This window comes from Paenibacillus ihuae (assembly GCF_001368795.1).
GTDB classification, from domain to species: Bacteria; Bacillota; Bacilli; order Paenibacillales; family Paenibacillaceae; genus Paenibacillus_AQ; species Paenibacillus_AQ ihuae.
Window position 1 is genome coordinate 88,616 of record NZ_LN831201.1, and the last position, 15,042, is coordinate 103,657.

18 protein-coding genes are annotated in these 15,042 nt (G+C 51.4%); 6 read left to right on the forward strand and 12 right to left on the reverse strand.

What is annotated here, in order from left to right; translation table 11 throughout:
* Positions 1-26: 26 nt before the first annotated feature.
* Positions 27-368, forward strand: a complete 342-nt coding sequence (locus tag AQR02_RS24775) for an MGMT family protein (RefSeq protein WP_054943071.1) — start codon at positions 27-29, stop codon at positions 366-368.
* On the opposite strand, the gene AQR02_RS24780 is transcribed toward AQR02_RS24775, so the two are convergent.
* The 5 genes from AQR02_RS24780 to AQR02_RS24800 form a co-directional block, all read right to left on the reverse strand.
* Positions 344-1,048: a DUF1361 domain-containing protein gene (locus AQR02_RS24780; protein ID WP_054943072.1), complete on the reverse strand. Its 705-nt coding sequence runs from the start codon at positions 1,046-1,048 to the stop codon at positions 344-346. The genes AQR02_RS24775 and AQR02_RS24780 overlap by 25 nt on opposite strands.
* Before the next feature lie 147 nt (positions 1,049-1,195).
* Positions 1,196-2,974: a SulP family inorganic anion transporter gene (locus AQR02_RS24785; RefSeq protein WP_054943073.1), complete on the reverse strand. Its 1,779-nt coding sequence runs from the start codon at positions 2,972-2,974 to the stop codon at positions 1,196-1,198.
* 108 nt (positions 2,975-3,082) lie between these two features.
* The gene (locus tag AQR02_RS24790; protein ID WP_038585474.1) at positions 3,083-3,409 is read right to left on the reverse strand and encodes an ArsR/SmtB family transcription factor; all 327 of its coding nucleotides are present in this window, start codon (positions 3,407-3,409) and stop codon (positions 3,083-3,085) included.
* A gap of 118 nt (positions 3,410-3,527) precedes the next feature.
* Positions 3,528-3,905 (reverse strand): hypothetical protein, encoded by a 378-nt coding sequence (locus AQR02_RS24795; protein ID WP_054943074.1) that lies wholly within the window; start codon positions 3,903-3,905, stop codon positions 3,528-3,530.
* 81 nt (positions 3,906-3,986) lie between these two features.
* Positions 3,987-5,177, reverse strand: a complete 1,191-nt coding sequence (locus AQR02_RS24800; protein ID WP_054943075.1) for a pyridoxal phosphate-dependent aminotransferase — start codon at positions 5,175-5,177, stop codon at positions 3,987-3,989.
* A 256-nt stretch (positions 5,178-5,433) separates the two neighbouring features.
* On the opposite strand from AQR02_RS24800, the gene AQR02_RS24805 reads away from it, so the two are divergent.
* On the forward strand, positions 5,434-6,957 hold the full coding sequence (locus tag AQR02_RS24805) for a methyl-accepting chemotaxis protein (RefSeq protein WP_054943076.1): 1,524 nt from the start codon (positions 5,434-5,436) through the stop codon (positions 6,955-6,957).
* Between the two features lie 185 nt (positions 6,958-7,142).
* On the opposite strand, the gene AQR02_RS24810 is transcribed toward AQR02_RS24805, so the two are convergent.
* The 3 genes from AQR02_RS24810 to AQR02_RS24820 are packed head-to-tail and all read right to left on the reverse strand — an operon-like array spanning position 7,143 to position 8,568.
* Complete coding sequence (locus AQR02_RS24810) at positions 7,143-7,439, reverse strand: putative quinol monooxygenase (protein ID WP_054943077.1); 297 nt, start codon at positions 7,437-7,439, stop codon at positions 7,143-7,145.
* A gap of 24 nt (positions 7,440-7,463) precedes the next feature.
* A complete protein-coding gene (locus tag AQR02_RS24815; protein WP_054943078.1) occupies positions 7,464-8,099 on the reverse strand; it encodes a nitroreductase family protein in 636 nt (211 codons plus the stop codon).
* Positions 8,100-8,139: 40 nt separating this feature from the next.
* Positions 8,140-8,568, reverse strand: coding sequence for a MarR family winged helix-turn-helix transcriptional regulator (locus AQR02_RS24820; protein ID WP_108722098.1), 429 nt, complete (start codon positions 8,566-8,568; stop codon positions 8,140-8,142).
* A 195-nt stretch (positions 8,569-8,763) separates the two neighbouring features.
* Here AQR02_RS24820 and AQR02_RS24825 point away from each other — a divergent pair, with 195 nt between their 5' ends.
* On the forward strand, positions 8,764-9,543 hold the full coding sequence (locus AQR02_RS24825; protein ID WP_054943080.1) for a carbon-nitrogen family hydrolase: 780 nt from the start codon (positions 8,764-8,766) through the stop codon (positions 9,541-9,543).
* A 131-nt stretch (positions 9,544-9,674) separates the two neighbouring features.
* Here the strand turns inward: AQR02_RS24825 and AQR02_RS24830 are convergent, their stop codons facing one another.
* Positions 9,675-10,592, reverse strand: coding sequence for a lipoate--protein ligase family protein (locus AQR02_RS24830; RefSeq protein WP_054943081.1), 918 nt, complete (start codon positions 10,590-10,592; stop codon positions 9,675-9,677).
* A gap of 254 nt (positions 10,593-10,846) precedes the next feature.
* Here AQR02_RS24830 and AQR02_RS24835 point away from each other — a divergent pair, with 254 nt between their 5' ends.
* Positions 10,847-11,764: a CHAD domain-containing protein gene (locus tag AQR02_RS24835; protein ID WP_054943082.1), complete on the forward strand. Its 918-nt coding sequence runs from the start codon at positions 10,847-10,849 to the stop codon at positions 11,762-11,764.
* A gap of 104 nt (positions 11,765-11,868) precedes the next feature.
* Here the strand turns inward: AQR02_RS24835 and AQR02_RS24840 are convergent, their stop codons facing one another.
* Together AQR02_RS24840 and AQR02_RS24845 are read right to left on the reverse strand one after the other, a co-directional pair.
* Positions 11,869-12,210, reverse strand: a complete 342-nt coding sequence (locus AQR02_RS24840) for a thioredoxin family protein (RefSeq protein WP_054943083.1) — start codon at positions 12,208-12,210, stop codon at positions 11,869-11,871.
* Positions 12,211-12,244: 34 nt separating this feature from the next.
* Positions 12,245-12,643: a MerR family transcriptional regulator gene (locus AQR02_RS24845; RefSeq protein WP_054943232.1), complete on the reverse strand. Its 399-nt coding sequence runs from the start codon at positions 12,641-12,643 to the stop codon at positions 12,245-12,247.
* A 164-nt stretch (positions 12,644-12,807) separates the two neighbouring features.
* On the opposite strand from AQR02_RS24845, the gene ytxJ reads away from it, so the two are divergent.
* Both ytxJ and AQR02_RS24855 read left to right on the forward strand, forming a co-directional pair.
* Positions 12,808-13,134: a bacillithiol system redox-active protein YtxJ gene (gene ytxJ, locus AQR02_RS24850; protein WP_054943084.1), complete on the forward strand. Its 327-nt coding sequence runs from the start codon at positions 12,808-12,810 to the stop codon at positions 13,132-13,134.
* Positions 13,131-13,370: a glutaredoxin family protein gene (locus tag AQR02_RS24855; protein WP_054943085.1), complete on the forward strand. Its 240-nt coding sequence runs from the start codon at positions 13,131-13,133 to the stop codon at positions 13,368-13,370. The genes ytxJ and AQR02_RS24855 overlap by 4 nt, the downstream gene beginning before the upstream one ends.
* Positions 13,371-13,957: 587 nt before the next feature.
* Here the strand turns inward: AQR02_RS24855 and AQR02_RS24860 are convergent.
* Positions 13,958-14,839 (reverse strand): haloalkane dehalogenase, encoded by an 882-nt coding sequence (locus tag AQR02_RS24860; RefSeq protein ID WP_054943086.1) that lies wholly within the window; start codon positions 14,837-14,839, stop codon positions 13,958-13,960.
* Positions 14,840-15,042: the final 203 nt, after the last annotated feature.

A 15,042-nucleotide genomic window follows, 5' to 3' on the forward strand; every position in this document is an offset into this window, starting at 1 on the left:
AGCAGCTGAAACTTGAAGGAGAACCTATGACACCATTTACTGCGAAGGTTATTGCAATTATTCAAGCCATACCCGAGGGAAAAGTAATGACCTACGGAGGGGTGGCCCGTGCTGCCGGAAGCCCTAGAGCCGCCAGACAGGTCGTGCGGATTCTGCATTCCATGAGCCGCAAATACAAGCTGCCGTGGCACAGAGTCGTCAATACCAAAGGTAGAATCGCTCTGGACGATGAATCCGGCTCCCTCCAGAAGCTATATCTGCTTGGTGAAGGGGTGCAGTTTGAGGACAATGGCGGGATCGACCTGGAGGAGTACCAGTTCCATCCGCAGCCTGATCCGGAGGATCAGCTTTTTCCGCCTTTGGCATAAGTCCTGCGGCTACTGCCGCTGCCCAGCCCGTTCAGCAAGAAATATAGCGTAGCGTAAATCACGAGCAGAACAGCAGCCACAAACAGGCTGAAGAACAGCGATTGCCGGTTCAGGCTGTCTTCGACCAGCTGATACAGCTGATGACGGTCTGTCAGTACATCCCAGCTGTTCAGCCGGTATACCCGGCCAAGCAATACACCATAGCCTCCAAGAGCACACGCGGCGAGTACAAAGATCCAGGAAAACACAAGATTGCTTTTGCGGCAGATCACGTTCTGAAATTGATACAGTGAGAAGAATCCCGTCAGCCAGCCGCTCCAGGTGAACAGAAGCAAGGTAACCAGATCATACCAGAACCGGCTCTGCACTTCTCCGCCGACGATATAGATGCTTTTTCTCGCGGTCAGATGCAGGAGATCCGTCATCAGATACGGCGCGTTTGGAAAAAACAGCAGCCAGGCAATCCCCAGCGGCAGCAGCAGGAGCCAGCCGACCTTCCGCTTATCCAGCATATATGCTGCACTTGAGAACAAAAAGGGAATCCAGGCCAGGAAAAAATTCCAGAGCAAAAAATCATAAAAATTATCCGTCCGCAGCGAAACTACGCGGTATACACCCAGAGTAGCCAGGGACAGTCCAGCGAGTAGCATAAACACCTTGCCATAATTAAGTTCCTTCATCAGGGTACAATCTCCTTATCCAGATTACATAGAGTACAGTTAGTTGTGTACAAATAGGGTATTCACCAGCCCATAATAAATATAACAGCCCGGGCATCAGGATGCACCCAGGCTGTTATATTTATATATAATTATGGAAGCTCTGCCCTACTGGATTCCGCTACTGAGCTTTCCCGCCACTGCCGGCTTTCTGCCTTTGAGGACGCCCCGGCCCGGCACTTCCTCCATTCCGGATAACGCTCCGCATTCCCGGAATGCGGCATGTCTGCAGCCTGCGCAGCGGTCTGTATGGATCATTCCCAGTGCTGCATTGATGGCATCTCCCGTGTGATCGAAGAAATGCTCGGCTCCGATTTTGTCGTACAGGCCTGTTCTCTTCAGCAGATCATACGGCTGGGGCTGGGCACCGGTAATCATCAGCTTTCCTCCGTCTGCCTGCAGCTGTTTCACAAGCTCCGCCAGATTTGCCTCACCTGTGGTGTCAATAAACGGCACCTTGCCCATCCGAAGGATAATAAGCTTCGCCTGGCCGGGGCCAAGCTCCGGCATTGTATCATTAAACCTGTAAGCAGCCCCGAAAAACAAAGGCCCCTCCACATTATAAATTCCGATCTGCGGGCAATCATGGCTGTCTGTCACCATATGCGCCGCTACCTTTACCGATGCAGGATCAGGCAGCACCTTGGCAACCAGATGGGTCTCACCCATCCGTTTGACGAACAGGATTACGGCCAGTACCAGCCCTACTTCCACCGCAACCGTTAAATCTGCGAATACCGTTAAGAGGAAAGTAATGGCCAGTACAAGGGAATCCCCCGTTCCCAGCTTCAGCAGCTGCAGGAACTGCTTGCGCTCGCTCATATTCCAGGCAACTACCATCAGGATCGGCGCCATAGCTGCAAGCGGAATGCTGGAAGCATACGGCGCAAACAACAATAGAATAAGGAACACTACAACGCCGTGAATCACACCTGACAGCGGAGAAGCGGCCCCGCTGCGGATATTCGTTGCCGTTCTGGCAATCGCGCCTGTCGCCGGAATTCCCCCGAACATCGGCGCGGCAATATTCGCGATGCCCTGGCCGATCAGTTCACGGTTGCTGTTATGGCGGCTGCCGGACATTCCGTCGGCCACCACCGCCGACAGCAGCGATTCAATCGCCCCCAGCATGGCGATTACAAATGCCGGGCGGAGCAGATGCCTGATCCGCTCCCAGGTGATCACGGGAAAGTGAAAGCTCGGCAGTGTGTTCGGAATATCGCCGTAAGCCGAGCCGATGGTAGTGACTTTACCGCTGAAGAACAATGCCGCAACCACACTGGCGCACAGCAGCCCGACCAGTGATCCCGGTACCTTGGGGGCAAAGCGCAGCCCCAGCACGACTACCGCAAAGCATATTGCAGCGGTCAGCACACTATACAGGTTCACCGTCGAGATGTGCATGCCAAGTTCCTTCATATTGTCGATGAAGGCTTCATGGCGTTTAATTCCCTTAAGCCCGAGGAAATTCCCGATCTGCCCGGTAAAGATAATGACGGCAATCCCGGCTGTAAAGCCGATGGTTACCGGCTTCGGAATAAACTTGATTAGAACGCCAAGCCTCAAGAGGCCCATAACCACGAGTATAACCCCGGCCATCATCCCTGCAATCAGCAGGTTCTCATACCCGTATTCCATGGCAATTGCGAACAAAATCGGAATGAATGCCCCCGTAGGCCCGCCAATCTGAAATTTCGAACCGCCGAATAAGGAAATCAGTATTCCGGCTACAATGGTCGTATAAATTCCGTACTCCGGTTTTACACCTGAAGCAATAGCAAATGCCATCCCGAGCGGGATGGCAATGACGCCGACGATTGTCCCTGAAATGATATCTTTACGCAAAGAAGCAATGTTGTAGCCTTGAAAACGGCCCCACCCTGTCATCCTCTAACCTTCTTTTCTTTAAATATCTGATTATTTGAATATATGAGCAACATTACTCCTGCCAGCCGTTCTTGTCAACGGGAAATCCGCCCTAATGAGGGCGGAAAGTTATTCGCTGCGGATACCCTCAAGGAGTGAAATAGCATTTACCAGGTGGTTATCGAAGATCTGTCTGGCCACTGCCAGCAGATCCTTAATCAGGGGATCGCGCAGAGAGTAAATCACCGTAGTTCCTTCCTTGACGCTGGCCACCACATTCTTGGCACGGAGGACGGCCAGCTGCTGGGATACCGCAGAGCCTTCCGAACCGAGAATCGCCTGCAGCTCATTTACATTCTTCTCGCCTTCGCTCAGCAGTTCCAGGATGCGGATCCGCATCGGATGAGCCAGCGCCTTGAAAAATTCCGTCTTAAATTGCTGAATATCGCTGTTCATTGGACTTCTGCTCCTTATAGCTGTACTTCAAACCTGTTGTTTTATCTTAGCCTATTTTTTCAGGAGTGGCTATGCAGATGTAATAATTATAGGCTTACAGCCGCTACCGCTCGGCTGATTAAATCACCGGATAGACCGCCAGCTCCCGGGTCCGTATCTCCACCCAGCCGCCCAGTGCCATCGGTTCACCCAGGCATTCGAACATGATCAATTCCGGCCCAAGCCGCAAATACCCCGTTCCGTCAGCCTCAATATTCTCCAGTATACCGGTTAATATCACCTGTTCCCCATCTATACGTATCCCGCAGTCACTGCTATTTACCGGAACTAGATCTACCCAGCGCATAATAAGAGCAGGCAGCTCAAATTCCGCCTCAAGCACAGCTCCGGGCTCCGGCGGAGACCCGCCGCCCCAGATCCCCCTGCCCTCACCGCAGTCGGCAGCAAACCACACCTCATTCTTCCTGATTCCATGCTTCAATAGCGTTATCTTCATCTCTGTGCCCCGCTTCTTCTTAATATCACTTATGCTATAAAGTTTGAACTTGTGGTTTTACTAATTTGGGTTTGGCCGTGACTACAGAGAATGTTCCGCAATAAACAGCTTCAATCCCGCGATCCGCTGCACGGCTTCCGCCAGCCGGGCTTCATCGCTTACCAGTCCGATCCGCACATAGCCTTCGCCATAAGCACCGAAGCCAATACCCGGAGCGACAACCACATGCGCCTGCTCCAGCAGCAGGTCCGCAAAGCTCTGAGAGGTATAGCCTTCCGGAACAGGAAGCCAGGCAAAGAAGGAGCCGCGCGGAGCCTCCACCTGCCAGCCGATTTGCTGCAGGCCGCTGATTAACGTGTTGCGCCGCATTTCATAACGGTCTACGTTCTCGCGGACACAATCCTGCGGACCCAGCAGCGCAGCAGCAGCCGCTTCCTGTACGGCCCCGAACAAGCTGACATACAGGTGATCCTGCAGCAGATTCAGGCTCTCGATCACACTGGCATTTCCTGCGGCAAAGGCCACCCGCCAGCCGGCCATATTATAGGTCTTCGACAAGGTATAAATTTCGATGCCGGTCTCCTTAGCCCCTGGTGTCTGGAGGAAGCTGACCGGCCGCTGCCCCTCATAGCCAATCGCAGCATACGCAAAATCATGCACCACACAAATGCTATGCTTCTCCGCAAATCTGACCGTCTCCAAAAAGAACTCACTGTCAGCCACCGCGCCGGTCGGGTTGTTCGGGTAGTTAAGAAACATCAGCTTCGCCTTGGCCGCCGTATCCGGGGGTATAGCCGTAAAGTCAGGCAGGAACCCGCGCTCCTCCTTGAGCGGCATCATCTCCATATCAGCCCGGGCCAGCTCAATACCAGACCAGTAATCCGGGTAACCGGGGTCCGGCACGAGTGCGGTATCACCCGGATTCAGCAGGCACTGCACTACCTCAACCAGTCCGGTTTTTCCGCCGAACAGAATAGCAATCTCCCGCTGCGGGTCCAGCTCTACACCATACTCCCGTTTATAAAAAGCTGCCGCAGCTTCTTTAAGATAGCCATGCCCGCGAAAAGGCGGGTACTTATGATTCATAGGGTCAACCGCCGCCCTCTGTAAGGCTTCTACAATATGAGACGGGGTAGGCATATCAGGATTGCCTTGCCCGAGATTAATGACATCACGTCCTTCAGCCGCTACCTGGCCGGCCCTGGAAACAAGCGCAGCAAAGAACTGCTTAGGCAAAGCACTCAGCACTTGGGAAGGTTCGAAAATATTCATTGCCGGGTCACCCTCTCGTTAATAGCATTACATATTGTATTTTATTCTAGCGGTTCGGGAAACCCAAAGCCAGCCGATTCATAATTTCACATGGGATGTTATAAAAATATGATGCTAAAAGACCGTTATATAGCAGTATAGACCTAGTAATCGAACCAATTAAACTATGAGTCTTAGCGAATATGTACTTAATGATTAGTAGTTTAGAAGGTTCATGGGATCTATACTTGCTTTGCATATGAGGGGATGATGAAACATGATCCGGCAAAAAAACAGATTAATGATTTGGATGTCAGCCGCAACGATTGCCATCAGTATTTTGATTCACCTGCTGCATAGGCAGTTTGATTTACTGAGCCTGGGCATGATTCACAACGAAGAGGAAGCCTTAACGATTGCCAGGTATTTTGCTTTTTCTATGAATGTACTGCTGGCCCTTCCGGTCATTTTCCTGGTTATTAACATTTGGTTATACAGCAAGAACAGGGAACATAAGTACATCCCTTTACTGAATACTTTGGCCATAACCTTCGGCAGCTTCTCCATGATCGCAGGCGGGGGCGGAACGGTAGAGTTTCACTTTTCCATTTTCATGGCGATTGCAATTGTTGCCTACTACGAAAATATCATGCTTACTCTGATAATGACCATTTTGTTTGCGGTGCAGCATATCCTGGGATTATTACTCGTCCCTGAGCTGGTGTTCGGAGTGTCGAGCTACCCTTTTAGCATGATGCTTATTCATGCCTTGTTCCTGCTTATGACCTCAGCGGCTACCATCCTGCAGATCATCTCTAAGCAAAAAATCACCTCACAGCTTGAAGGGGAGAAGACTAAAAAGCAGAACGAAGTTATCGTGCTCTTAGAGACGGTGAAGCAGCTCTCGGATGAGCTTGACCACACCTCCTCTGCCGTCTCTCAGCTGTCGGAAGGCAACATCCGCGTGAATACAGAGATGCTGCACTCGTTCAAAGAGGTATCGATCGGACTGAATGATCAAAGCGAATCGCTGGTCAGCATGGAGAATTCTGTACAATCTATCACTAAGATGATCGAACAGACCTCTCAGACCTCTTCAACCATGCAAAAAAGAACGGTAGCTACCGAGCAGGCCCTCGCGGATAACCAGCATAATACGAGAGTATTGTACGATCAGGTTACCCTCGTATCCGAAACGATTACGACAGCTACTGAAACCATTGTATCCCTGAACGAGTCCACTCAAAAAATCGAAGGCATCATTTCATTAATTCAGGACGTGGCTACCCAGACCAATTTGTTGGCCCTTAATGCTTCGATCGAGGCCGCAAGAGCCGGTGAGCATGGGAAGGGGTTTGCCGTGGTAGCAAGTGAAATCCGCAAACTGGCTGCGCGGAGCAATAATTCCACCGAAGAAATCAGACTCATTCTCAATAAAGTGCGGGAAGAAAGTGCCGCTTCTGTATCACAAATGGAGACCGGAAAACAAATCTCGGCTGAGTCTGTTACCTCTGCCAAAGAATTCATGTCAGATTTTGACCTGGTGTATCAAACCATCAGCCAGCTGGTGACAGCTATTAACGATCTTAATGGATCCATTCAGACTATCGAGTCAGCATCGCAGGAAATATCCAATGACATGACGAATATTTCCGCCGTTATCGAGGAGAATGTGGCTTCCATGGAGCAGCTGTCTGCAGGCAGTGAAAATCAAATGACCTCCTCCCAACAGGTCAACGACAAAATCAATGACCTACAAGAGCTCACCCATTCCCTGCGCAGAAAATTCGAAACCAGCTGAGGAGGCTGGCGATCCGGGGCAGAAATCAATGCTCGGAACCGGCCACACCGGCCCCATCCTTCTCTAGCACAAATAAGCCCGCAGAAGCCTGCTTACACCGCCATCCCATGAAGGGCAACTACCCTAGCCATGGCGGCGTGATGTAAACACAGGCTCCTGCGAGCTTTTTTCACAACAACTTGTCCTTACTTGCTGAACAGTTCTCCGTTATATACCTTAACATCCAGCGGTGCTGTCAGAAATTCGCCTGCTTTGGCCGCGAAGCCGGTGAAGTGCGGACTTGCATTATGACCGGCAACAGCTTCAGCATCACGCCATTCCTCCACCATAATATAGACATTGCTCCGGGAGACATGCTTGTACAGCTCATAAGAAATATTGCCTTCTTCCTCATGTGTAGCATTCAGCAGCGTCTCGGCTTCTGCCAGAAACTGCTCCTCTCGTTCGGGGTTCACTTGAAGTGTTGCATGAATAATAATCATTGTTCATTCCTCCTGGTTAGTAGATTATTTCCACTCCGCAATCTTATCGATCGGCAGACGTACGGATGGGTAGCCTTCGGCAGCAGCTTTCCCGATGGAGATCAGCATTACCGGAATGTACCGCTCTTTGTCCATACCGAACATTTCGGCAATCTGGTCCTTTTCGAATCCGCCGATTGCGTTGGTATCATACCCATGGGCACGGGCAGCCAGCATCAGCTGCATGGAGACCAGACCACCGTCAATCATCACGGTTTCTCTGTTGATATCCGCAGGCAGATTGGCGAAATGTACTGCCAGACGGGACAGCTGGCCTTCTTTCACTTCCTGCGGCATCAAGCCGCGCTCTACTGCAGTACCATAAATTTCTTCTCCATACTCGAAGTTGTTCAAATCGCCGAATACAGCGATCATAGCGGCAGAGGTTTCAACCTGCAGCTGGTTAAACTTGGCGATTGTCGCCAGCTTGGCTTTGGCTTCGGCACTTTCAATGATCAGGAAGCGCCAAGGCTGCATGTTTACTGAAGATGGAGCCAAGGTAGCTTCTGTAAGAATTTCGGTCATTTCTTCTTTGCTGATTTTGACACTTGGATCATACTGGCGCACGGAGCGGCGGCCGGAAATAATCGAATTGAAGTCATTTGTTTTCGTTGCATTCATGTGAAATAATCTCCTTTAATAGTTGGTATATGGGTGAAGGCTACAGTAGATTGATATTATGCTGCAGCCGGGTAAGCTTATCCACGAGTGACTTGCGGTCCTGCTCGTCAAATCCGGTAAGTAAACTGCTGATAAAACGGTTCTTCTCTTCCTTGTAGCAATGCACCTTATCCCGCCCTTGCTGGGTCAGCGAGACCAAAGTAACTCTATTGTCTATAGGGTTGTTACGGCGGGTGACCATTCCGCTCTCTTCCAGACCCCTCAAATGGCGGGTAATGGCTGCGGCATCGATATCGATTTCCTTCTGCAGCGCAATCTGGCTGATCTCTTCAACCTGGAACAGCTCATGGAGCAGGCGGAGCCTTGTGGGGCTGATGCCGGCACATCGTTCGAACTTCGGGCTTATTCCCTTGTTCAGCGCCTGCAGCAGTTCAAATATGCGTTCTTCGTCAGGCTGATGTCCCGTCAATGTTAACCTCCTTAAAATGTAGTGAGCTTAATGATTAATTAAATAGATTGTGCAAAATCTTCTTGACGAAAATTAGTTTACACCTATTTAATTGACCCGTCAACTATTTATTTTATATTCCTTTTTGATGCCCGCTGGCGGATTGCTTTGCCGGCAGAATGCTCTATAATTTTTAACTATGAAGGAGGCTGACGCATGAAAATATCCCTGATTCAGCTCGATATAGCATTTGGCAATCCCGGGGCAAATTATGCTGCGGCGGAACAGCTTATCCGCGGGGCCGCCGCAGCAAAGCCCGATTGCCTCATCCTGCCTGAACTATGGACGACCGGATACGATCTGACCCGGCTGGAACAGATTGCCGATCCTGACGGCGCACAGACAAAGGCCATGATCTCTGCACTCGCGAGGGAATACGGCATCAACATTGTGGCCGGCTCTGTTGCCAGCAAGCAGTCTGCCGGGATTACTAACAGCATGTTCGTCTTCAACCGTGAAGGCGGGCTGGCCGGCGAATACAGCAAGCTGCATCTGTTCCGGCTGATGGATGAGCATCGGTATCTGCAGCCGGGGGAAGCCAAAGGGCTGTTCACCCTGGACGGGGCTTTATGCGCCGGGCTGATCTGCTACGATATCCGCTTCCCGGAATGGGTCCGCGCCCACACGTCGCTTGGTGCCGAGGTGCTGTTCGTCAGTGCCGAATGGCCGATGCCGCGGCTTGCCCACTGGCGTGCCCTGCTGATCAGCCGGGCGATCGAGAATCAATGCTATGTTATCGCCTGCAACCGAGCCGGAGCCGATCCGGCGAACATCTTTGCCGGACATTCGATGATTATTGATCCTTGGGGGGACATTGTAAGTGAAGCTGGAGAGAGCGAGATGATTCTGAGCGGAAGCATTGATCTGCAGAAAGTCCGCGAGGTGCGCCAGCAGATTCCTATCTTCACTGACCGGCGGCCTGAGCTGTACTTGTAGCCATGAAGCTGCTGTTATCAGCAGGTGAATATGTACGAACTAAGCGGCTATGCCCATTAGAAGAAGAGCAGTGATCCCCCGTCACGGGGAATCACTGCTCGGGTTTCAAGATTAATGCTGCACAAGCTTATTCAGCGGGCATACCGCTCCCGCAGAATCTCCGCCGCTTCCAGCACACGATGATCGCTGTACTGGAGATCATACCCCGTCTCCTGCCGCAGCTGCGCGGCGGAGGTCAGCTGCACGCCCCGGCAGGCGGCCGCCTGCCGGATGCCTGCAGCAAACACCGCCGCTGCATCCGGCCCGCCGAGCTCGCCTAGCGCGGCAATCGTCTCCGGGCGGACCCGCGGATAGACCAGAGACTCGTCCCCTCCGGACGCAGTCTCATAGAATCCGCGGATCAGCTCCCCGCGCTCCTGTCCGGAGCCGGAGACGACCACAAACGCGTGCACGAAGTACGCGCTGCTCTGCCTACGCTGGGCAATGCCGCAGAACTTGCGGCCGCCGATCGCCAGATCGAAATCGCCCGGGCAGTACGAGCCGGCGATTTCTCCGGCCCTGATCCTTGCCGCGGCCTGCGGATGGCTTACGGCTGCAGCTTCGGCAATCAGCGAAGCCAGCAGCCGGAAGTCATCGTGAAAGTCCAGCTTGCCCGGAGCTTTCGGAAGAATCAGGGACACATTGACAATCCCCGCGTCAAGCGGCACGGCTGCACCGCCGGAGTGCCGGACTGCCGTGCGTATTCCCGCCTCTTCAAGCTCCGTCATCGCCGCTGCGGCTAAAGGCAGCTTGCTGTCCCGCAGACCCAGCGCAACCCCTCCGGGGTGACTCCAAAGATGCAGGGACGGCGGAACCGCTCCCGCTCCGATGTCCCGGCACAGCGTCTCTTCATAAGCGAACGGAATCAGCATATCCTCCGCTCCCGCCTCCGGCTGTTCTCCGGCAAAATGCTCAAAAACCGCCATTTCCGCAGGAAGAACGCTGACCGTTCTCTGCTCCTGCCCGTCAAAGAGTCTGCTTAATAGCCCCAAGCCCTCATGAGAAACCACTGATGATTACCCTCTTCCTCTAAGATGATTAATGGACTGTCCGCCTTTCCGGGCAGCCCGCTCTTCATTTCCGTGAAATATATACTGCTCCTATTGTAACCCATTCCCCTCCCGGCGCGAAGGCAAGGACACCTAAAGCATTTGAAATCGCTTCATCCAAGCGTTATCCTTATACTAAAGAAGATACTCCCCGTGCTAGACAGAATGTGCTGAAGTTCATGCAATACACACACAACCTTTAGGAGTGATGCCGCATGACCGTCGAACAGCTAACGAAGGACAAGCAAACCAGCAAGACCCGTCAATGGGAACAGGCGATGATCAAGCTCTATGTCAATTTCCGTGATTACAGCAAGGACGCGCTGAAGGATTTCGGAGATGAGGATATTCACCAGGCCAGGGTAAACAGCCGCAAGCTGCTGACACTGCTGTCGATTCTTGATCCCGATCATTCCTCCACCGCTGAGCTATATAGCACTTTTAAACAAGCCCAGAAGATGCTCGGCAAGGTAAGGGATGCAGATGTACTGATTAATTCCTTCAAAGAGCGGCGCAAACTGGCGAAGGAAGATGGCGACAACAAGACAGCGGAGCTGCTGAAGGCCGTCATTAAGCATCAGAAGGAGAAGCGGAAGGAGTACCGCAAGAAGCTGGAAAGCGGGCTTGCGCAGCTGACCGGAAAGGAATTGGACAGGCTCTGGACGGCTTTTCTCGCTGGCCCCCTGGAAGCCCTGACCGCCAAACGGGACGCAAACGTCGTCATGCGCGAGCTGGAGGTAGCCTTCGAACAGAAGAAAAAGGCCTGCAAAATGTTGTTTAAAGAACCTGAGGCGGAGTCCAAGGCTGCCTTCGAGGCCCTGCATGAGCTAAGAATATCGGCTAAGGAGCTGCGGTATACAGCGAGCTCTGCGGGTTTTGCACTCAATCAGAAATTTCATGCCCATGAAGAAATCTATAAGAACATTCAGGAGCAGCTGGGAGTGATTAATGACAAGCGGGTCTGGCTGGATACCCTGCAGTCCATTGGACGTGATGAGCTGGGGGTCGGCAAAAAGGCCTGGAGCGCATTTACCGGCAGCCTCAGAGAAGAGATACTGGAAGCCCTGCACCAGAACGAGGTTGTACCGGTTCCGGCTGCATTTGCCAAAGCGGCCTACAGCAGTACTGAGTGAACAATAAGCCCTTATAACTTCTGTAAACCCTGAACAGCTACTTTCTGATATGCAAAAAAAGGCGGGAAGCGCATGCCTGACATGCCCCTTCCCGCCTCTATGCGTTAACTGGTACTGCTGCTCACCGCGACATACTTTCTCAATACGCCTTGATAGACGGATTTCGGACGCAGACCAACCAGCTTCTCCACCGGCTGTCCTCCGCTGTACACGATCACAGTAGGCAGGCCCATGATGCCAGCCTCTGACGCCAGTTCAGGCAGCTCATCACAGTTAACCTTAACAATAGACACGCTGTCTGCATACTCCTCATCCAGTTCCTCCAGAATCGGCAGCAGCGTTCTGCAGGGCCCGCACCTCGGCGCACCGTAATCAACCAGCACCGTTCCGCTGCGGTTCAGCTCCGCCCGCAGGGCTTCCGCATGCTCCATATTCATAATTGCCATTATTCTTCCCTCCCGTGACTGTATGATCGTACGCTTAACAATTATCCAATTCAGCATTCCCGCGCTCAGAAGTCCCGCTCTCCATCTGCTCCTGCTGCATTGCAGCCATCCGCTGCTGGAGATTAAGCTTGATCTGACTCAGTTCAATAATCTGGCGTTCAATCTCCTCCAGCTTGCTGCGGTAGAGCGGCATCACCTCTGCACAGAAGGCCTCTTTATTCTTCAGTACACAATGCAGAAATCCGGCAATCTCCTCTGTCGACAGCCCCAGATTCAAATACAGCTTAATCGTCTCTACCGTTTCGACGGCCAGCGGCGAATACTCACGGTAGCCGTTGGCCTCCCGGAGCGGTGTAAGCAATCCTTGACGCTCATAATATCGCAGGGAACGGACACTTACGCCTGTCCGCGCTGCAAGTTCACCTATTTTCATGGCATTCTCCCCGGGGTTCATGAGAAATGGTCTGCTTCCAGTATAAACCCTGACACCAGTGTCAGGGTCAAGGCTTTTATTTCTGCCGTATCTTTTGCTTTAATTTTGAACTATGCTACAATCTTAATTACAAAAATATAGAATCCCAGGAGGGCGATTTACCGATGTCTATTCAACAACTCCATACTCTGGATGAACTGCACCAATATGTCGGGCAACCCGGCAAGAAACTGCTTTTCAAGCACAGCACAACCTGCCCGATCAGCGCCAAAGCCAACGAAGAGTTTCTGGCCTTTGCACAGAGCTCCGATACGCCGGCAGCTATTGTCCATGTGATTGAAGACCGCCCGGTCTCGAACCAGATTGCTGAAGAATTCGGCATCAAACATGAATCTCCGCAAATTTTCCTGCTTGAAGACGGGGAAGTCCGCTGGAACACCTCCCACTGGAAAATCACCCGCGATGCCATCAAGGAGGCAGTGAGCAAATGAGCCAGGCTGTAATTGTCTACTCTACATCTGGCTGCAGCGACTGTAATCAAGTAAAACAGCTGCTCACGGAACAAGGCATTCCGTTCGAAGTGCGCGATGTTATGACTAGTACGGTCTATCAGGAGGAAGTAGAGAAGCTCGGCTTCATGGGCGTACCTGTCACTGTATCCGGAGAATATGCCGTCAAAGGCTTCAACCTTCCTGAGCTTAAGGAACTTATAGCTGCAGCGAAATAGATTCATGAATGTAAAAAAGGTATCCCTCTGCTTCTGGGATACCTTTTTTTGCTGCCTTCAAACCTTTCCGCGTGCAAAAGTAAATAAAGTATCAGTCTACCCCCAACTATCTAAACAGCGGCAGCCTTAGACGAGAAATAAAGTCCTAGACTGCCGCTGTTATATTGAGCTAGCGTCTTCCGTGTTTACTGATCTTGTTAAGAAGTTTCGAAAGTCCAATAATAAAAAGCAAAGTTATTCCTGCAAAGATTGGCATTGATGAAGCAAATAACAAAACTACAACTACGAATAGCAAAACTCTAATTACCTTAATTGCAAGTATCATACGAAAACTCCTATTAGGTTTGTTACAGATACATTTCTTCAATTATTCCGAAATATCCTGCCCGTTAGATGAAATGAGGCCATGGCAGTCTACCACTTTATTTTTCTATTTGTGGAGGGCGTAGTCCATAGCGGGAGGCGTGGAGAGGTTAGATCCGAACGAAAACAATTGATGTCGGACGGTGAAGGTAGCTACGGGTACAGATATGAATAAGGATGTACTCATCGAAACGTTAAAACGCTCCAAGACATGAAGGCAGCCGTTATAATGTCAGTTCCTTCAACCAGGCAGCAAGGGCTATGCCAATCTCATCAGGCGAGTCTTCCTGGGGATAATGACGTCCACGAGCGGTGATCTCGGTTTGCACTGGCCAGGTACGGCAGAAATCCACATGAGTTGACGGCATCGTGCCTGGATCACAGTTGACGAATAGTTTTGGAATTGAGCTCTGCGCCATCCATTCACCGTAAGTGGTAACAATGTCAGTCACATCATCCGGATCGCCATCAAATGGAAGTTGTCGCGGCCAGGTTAGTGTAGGACGGCGTCCTTCGCCGGGCTGTGAGAATGGCCGACGATATTCTGTCATCTCTTCCTCCGTCAATTTACGCAGAATACCGATTGGAAGGTTAGTCTCAATGAAAGAGTTTTGTTCTAATACCATCTGTTCACCTTCCTGGGATCGCAATGCCTGGAAGATTTTCCGTCCCGATTCAGGGATCTCACTCCAGCTGCGAGGTTTTATAATTCCCTCCATGTAGGCGATCCCTTTCACGGCTTCCGGGTGGCGATACGCCCAATCAAATCCCAGGGCCGACCCCCAGTCGTGCACAACAAAGGTAACTCGTTCGCGAACGCTAAGTCGATTCAAAAGGGCATCGAGATAGCGACGGTTCTCGACAAAGGTGTAAGAGTCGGGTCCACTATTGGGAAGTTTCTCGGAGTCCCCCATGCCAATGAGATCAGGAACAATGCAGCGTCCGCGATTTTGAGCATAAGGAAGAATGTTCCGCCAGAGATAAGAGGAAGTAGGGTTGCCATGCAGGAAGACAATCGGATCGCCACTCCCTACCTCCACGTAAGCCATCTCTAGATCAAACACCCGTTGACGCTTTTTTTCGTAGGGAAAAGACGCACTAATCATTTAGCATCTCACCTTTCAATTTCGTTTTGAATGCAAGTACATACTTTCATATGTTGCTAAAGAAAAGCCCCGATCGGAGCTGTTCGAAGAGAAACTTAAATATTATTAGGGACTTAGCGCCTTAGTAAATAAACGTACGCTTTCTTCAATAAATTCGTTCAGCGTCTCATCCGAAACCGCTTCTTTCGCATTTAGTCTACTGA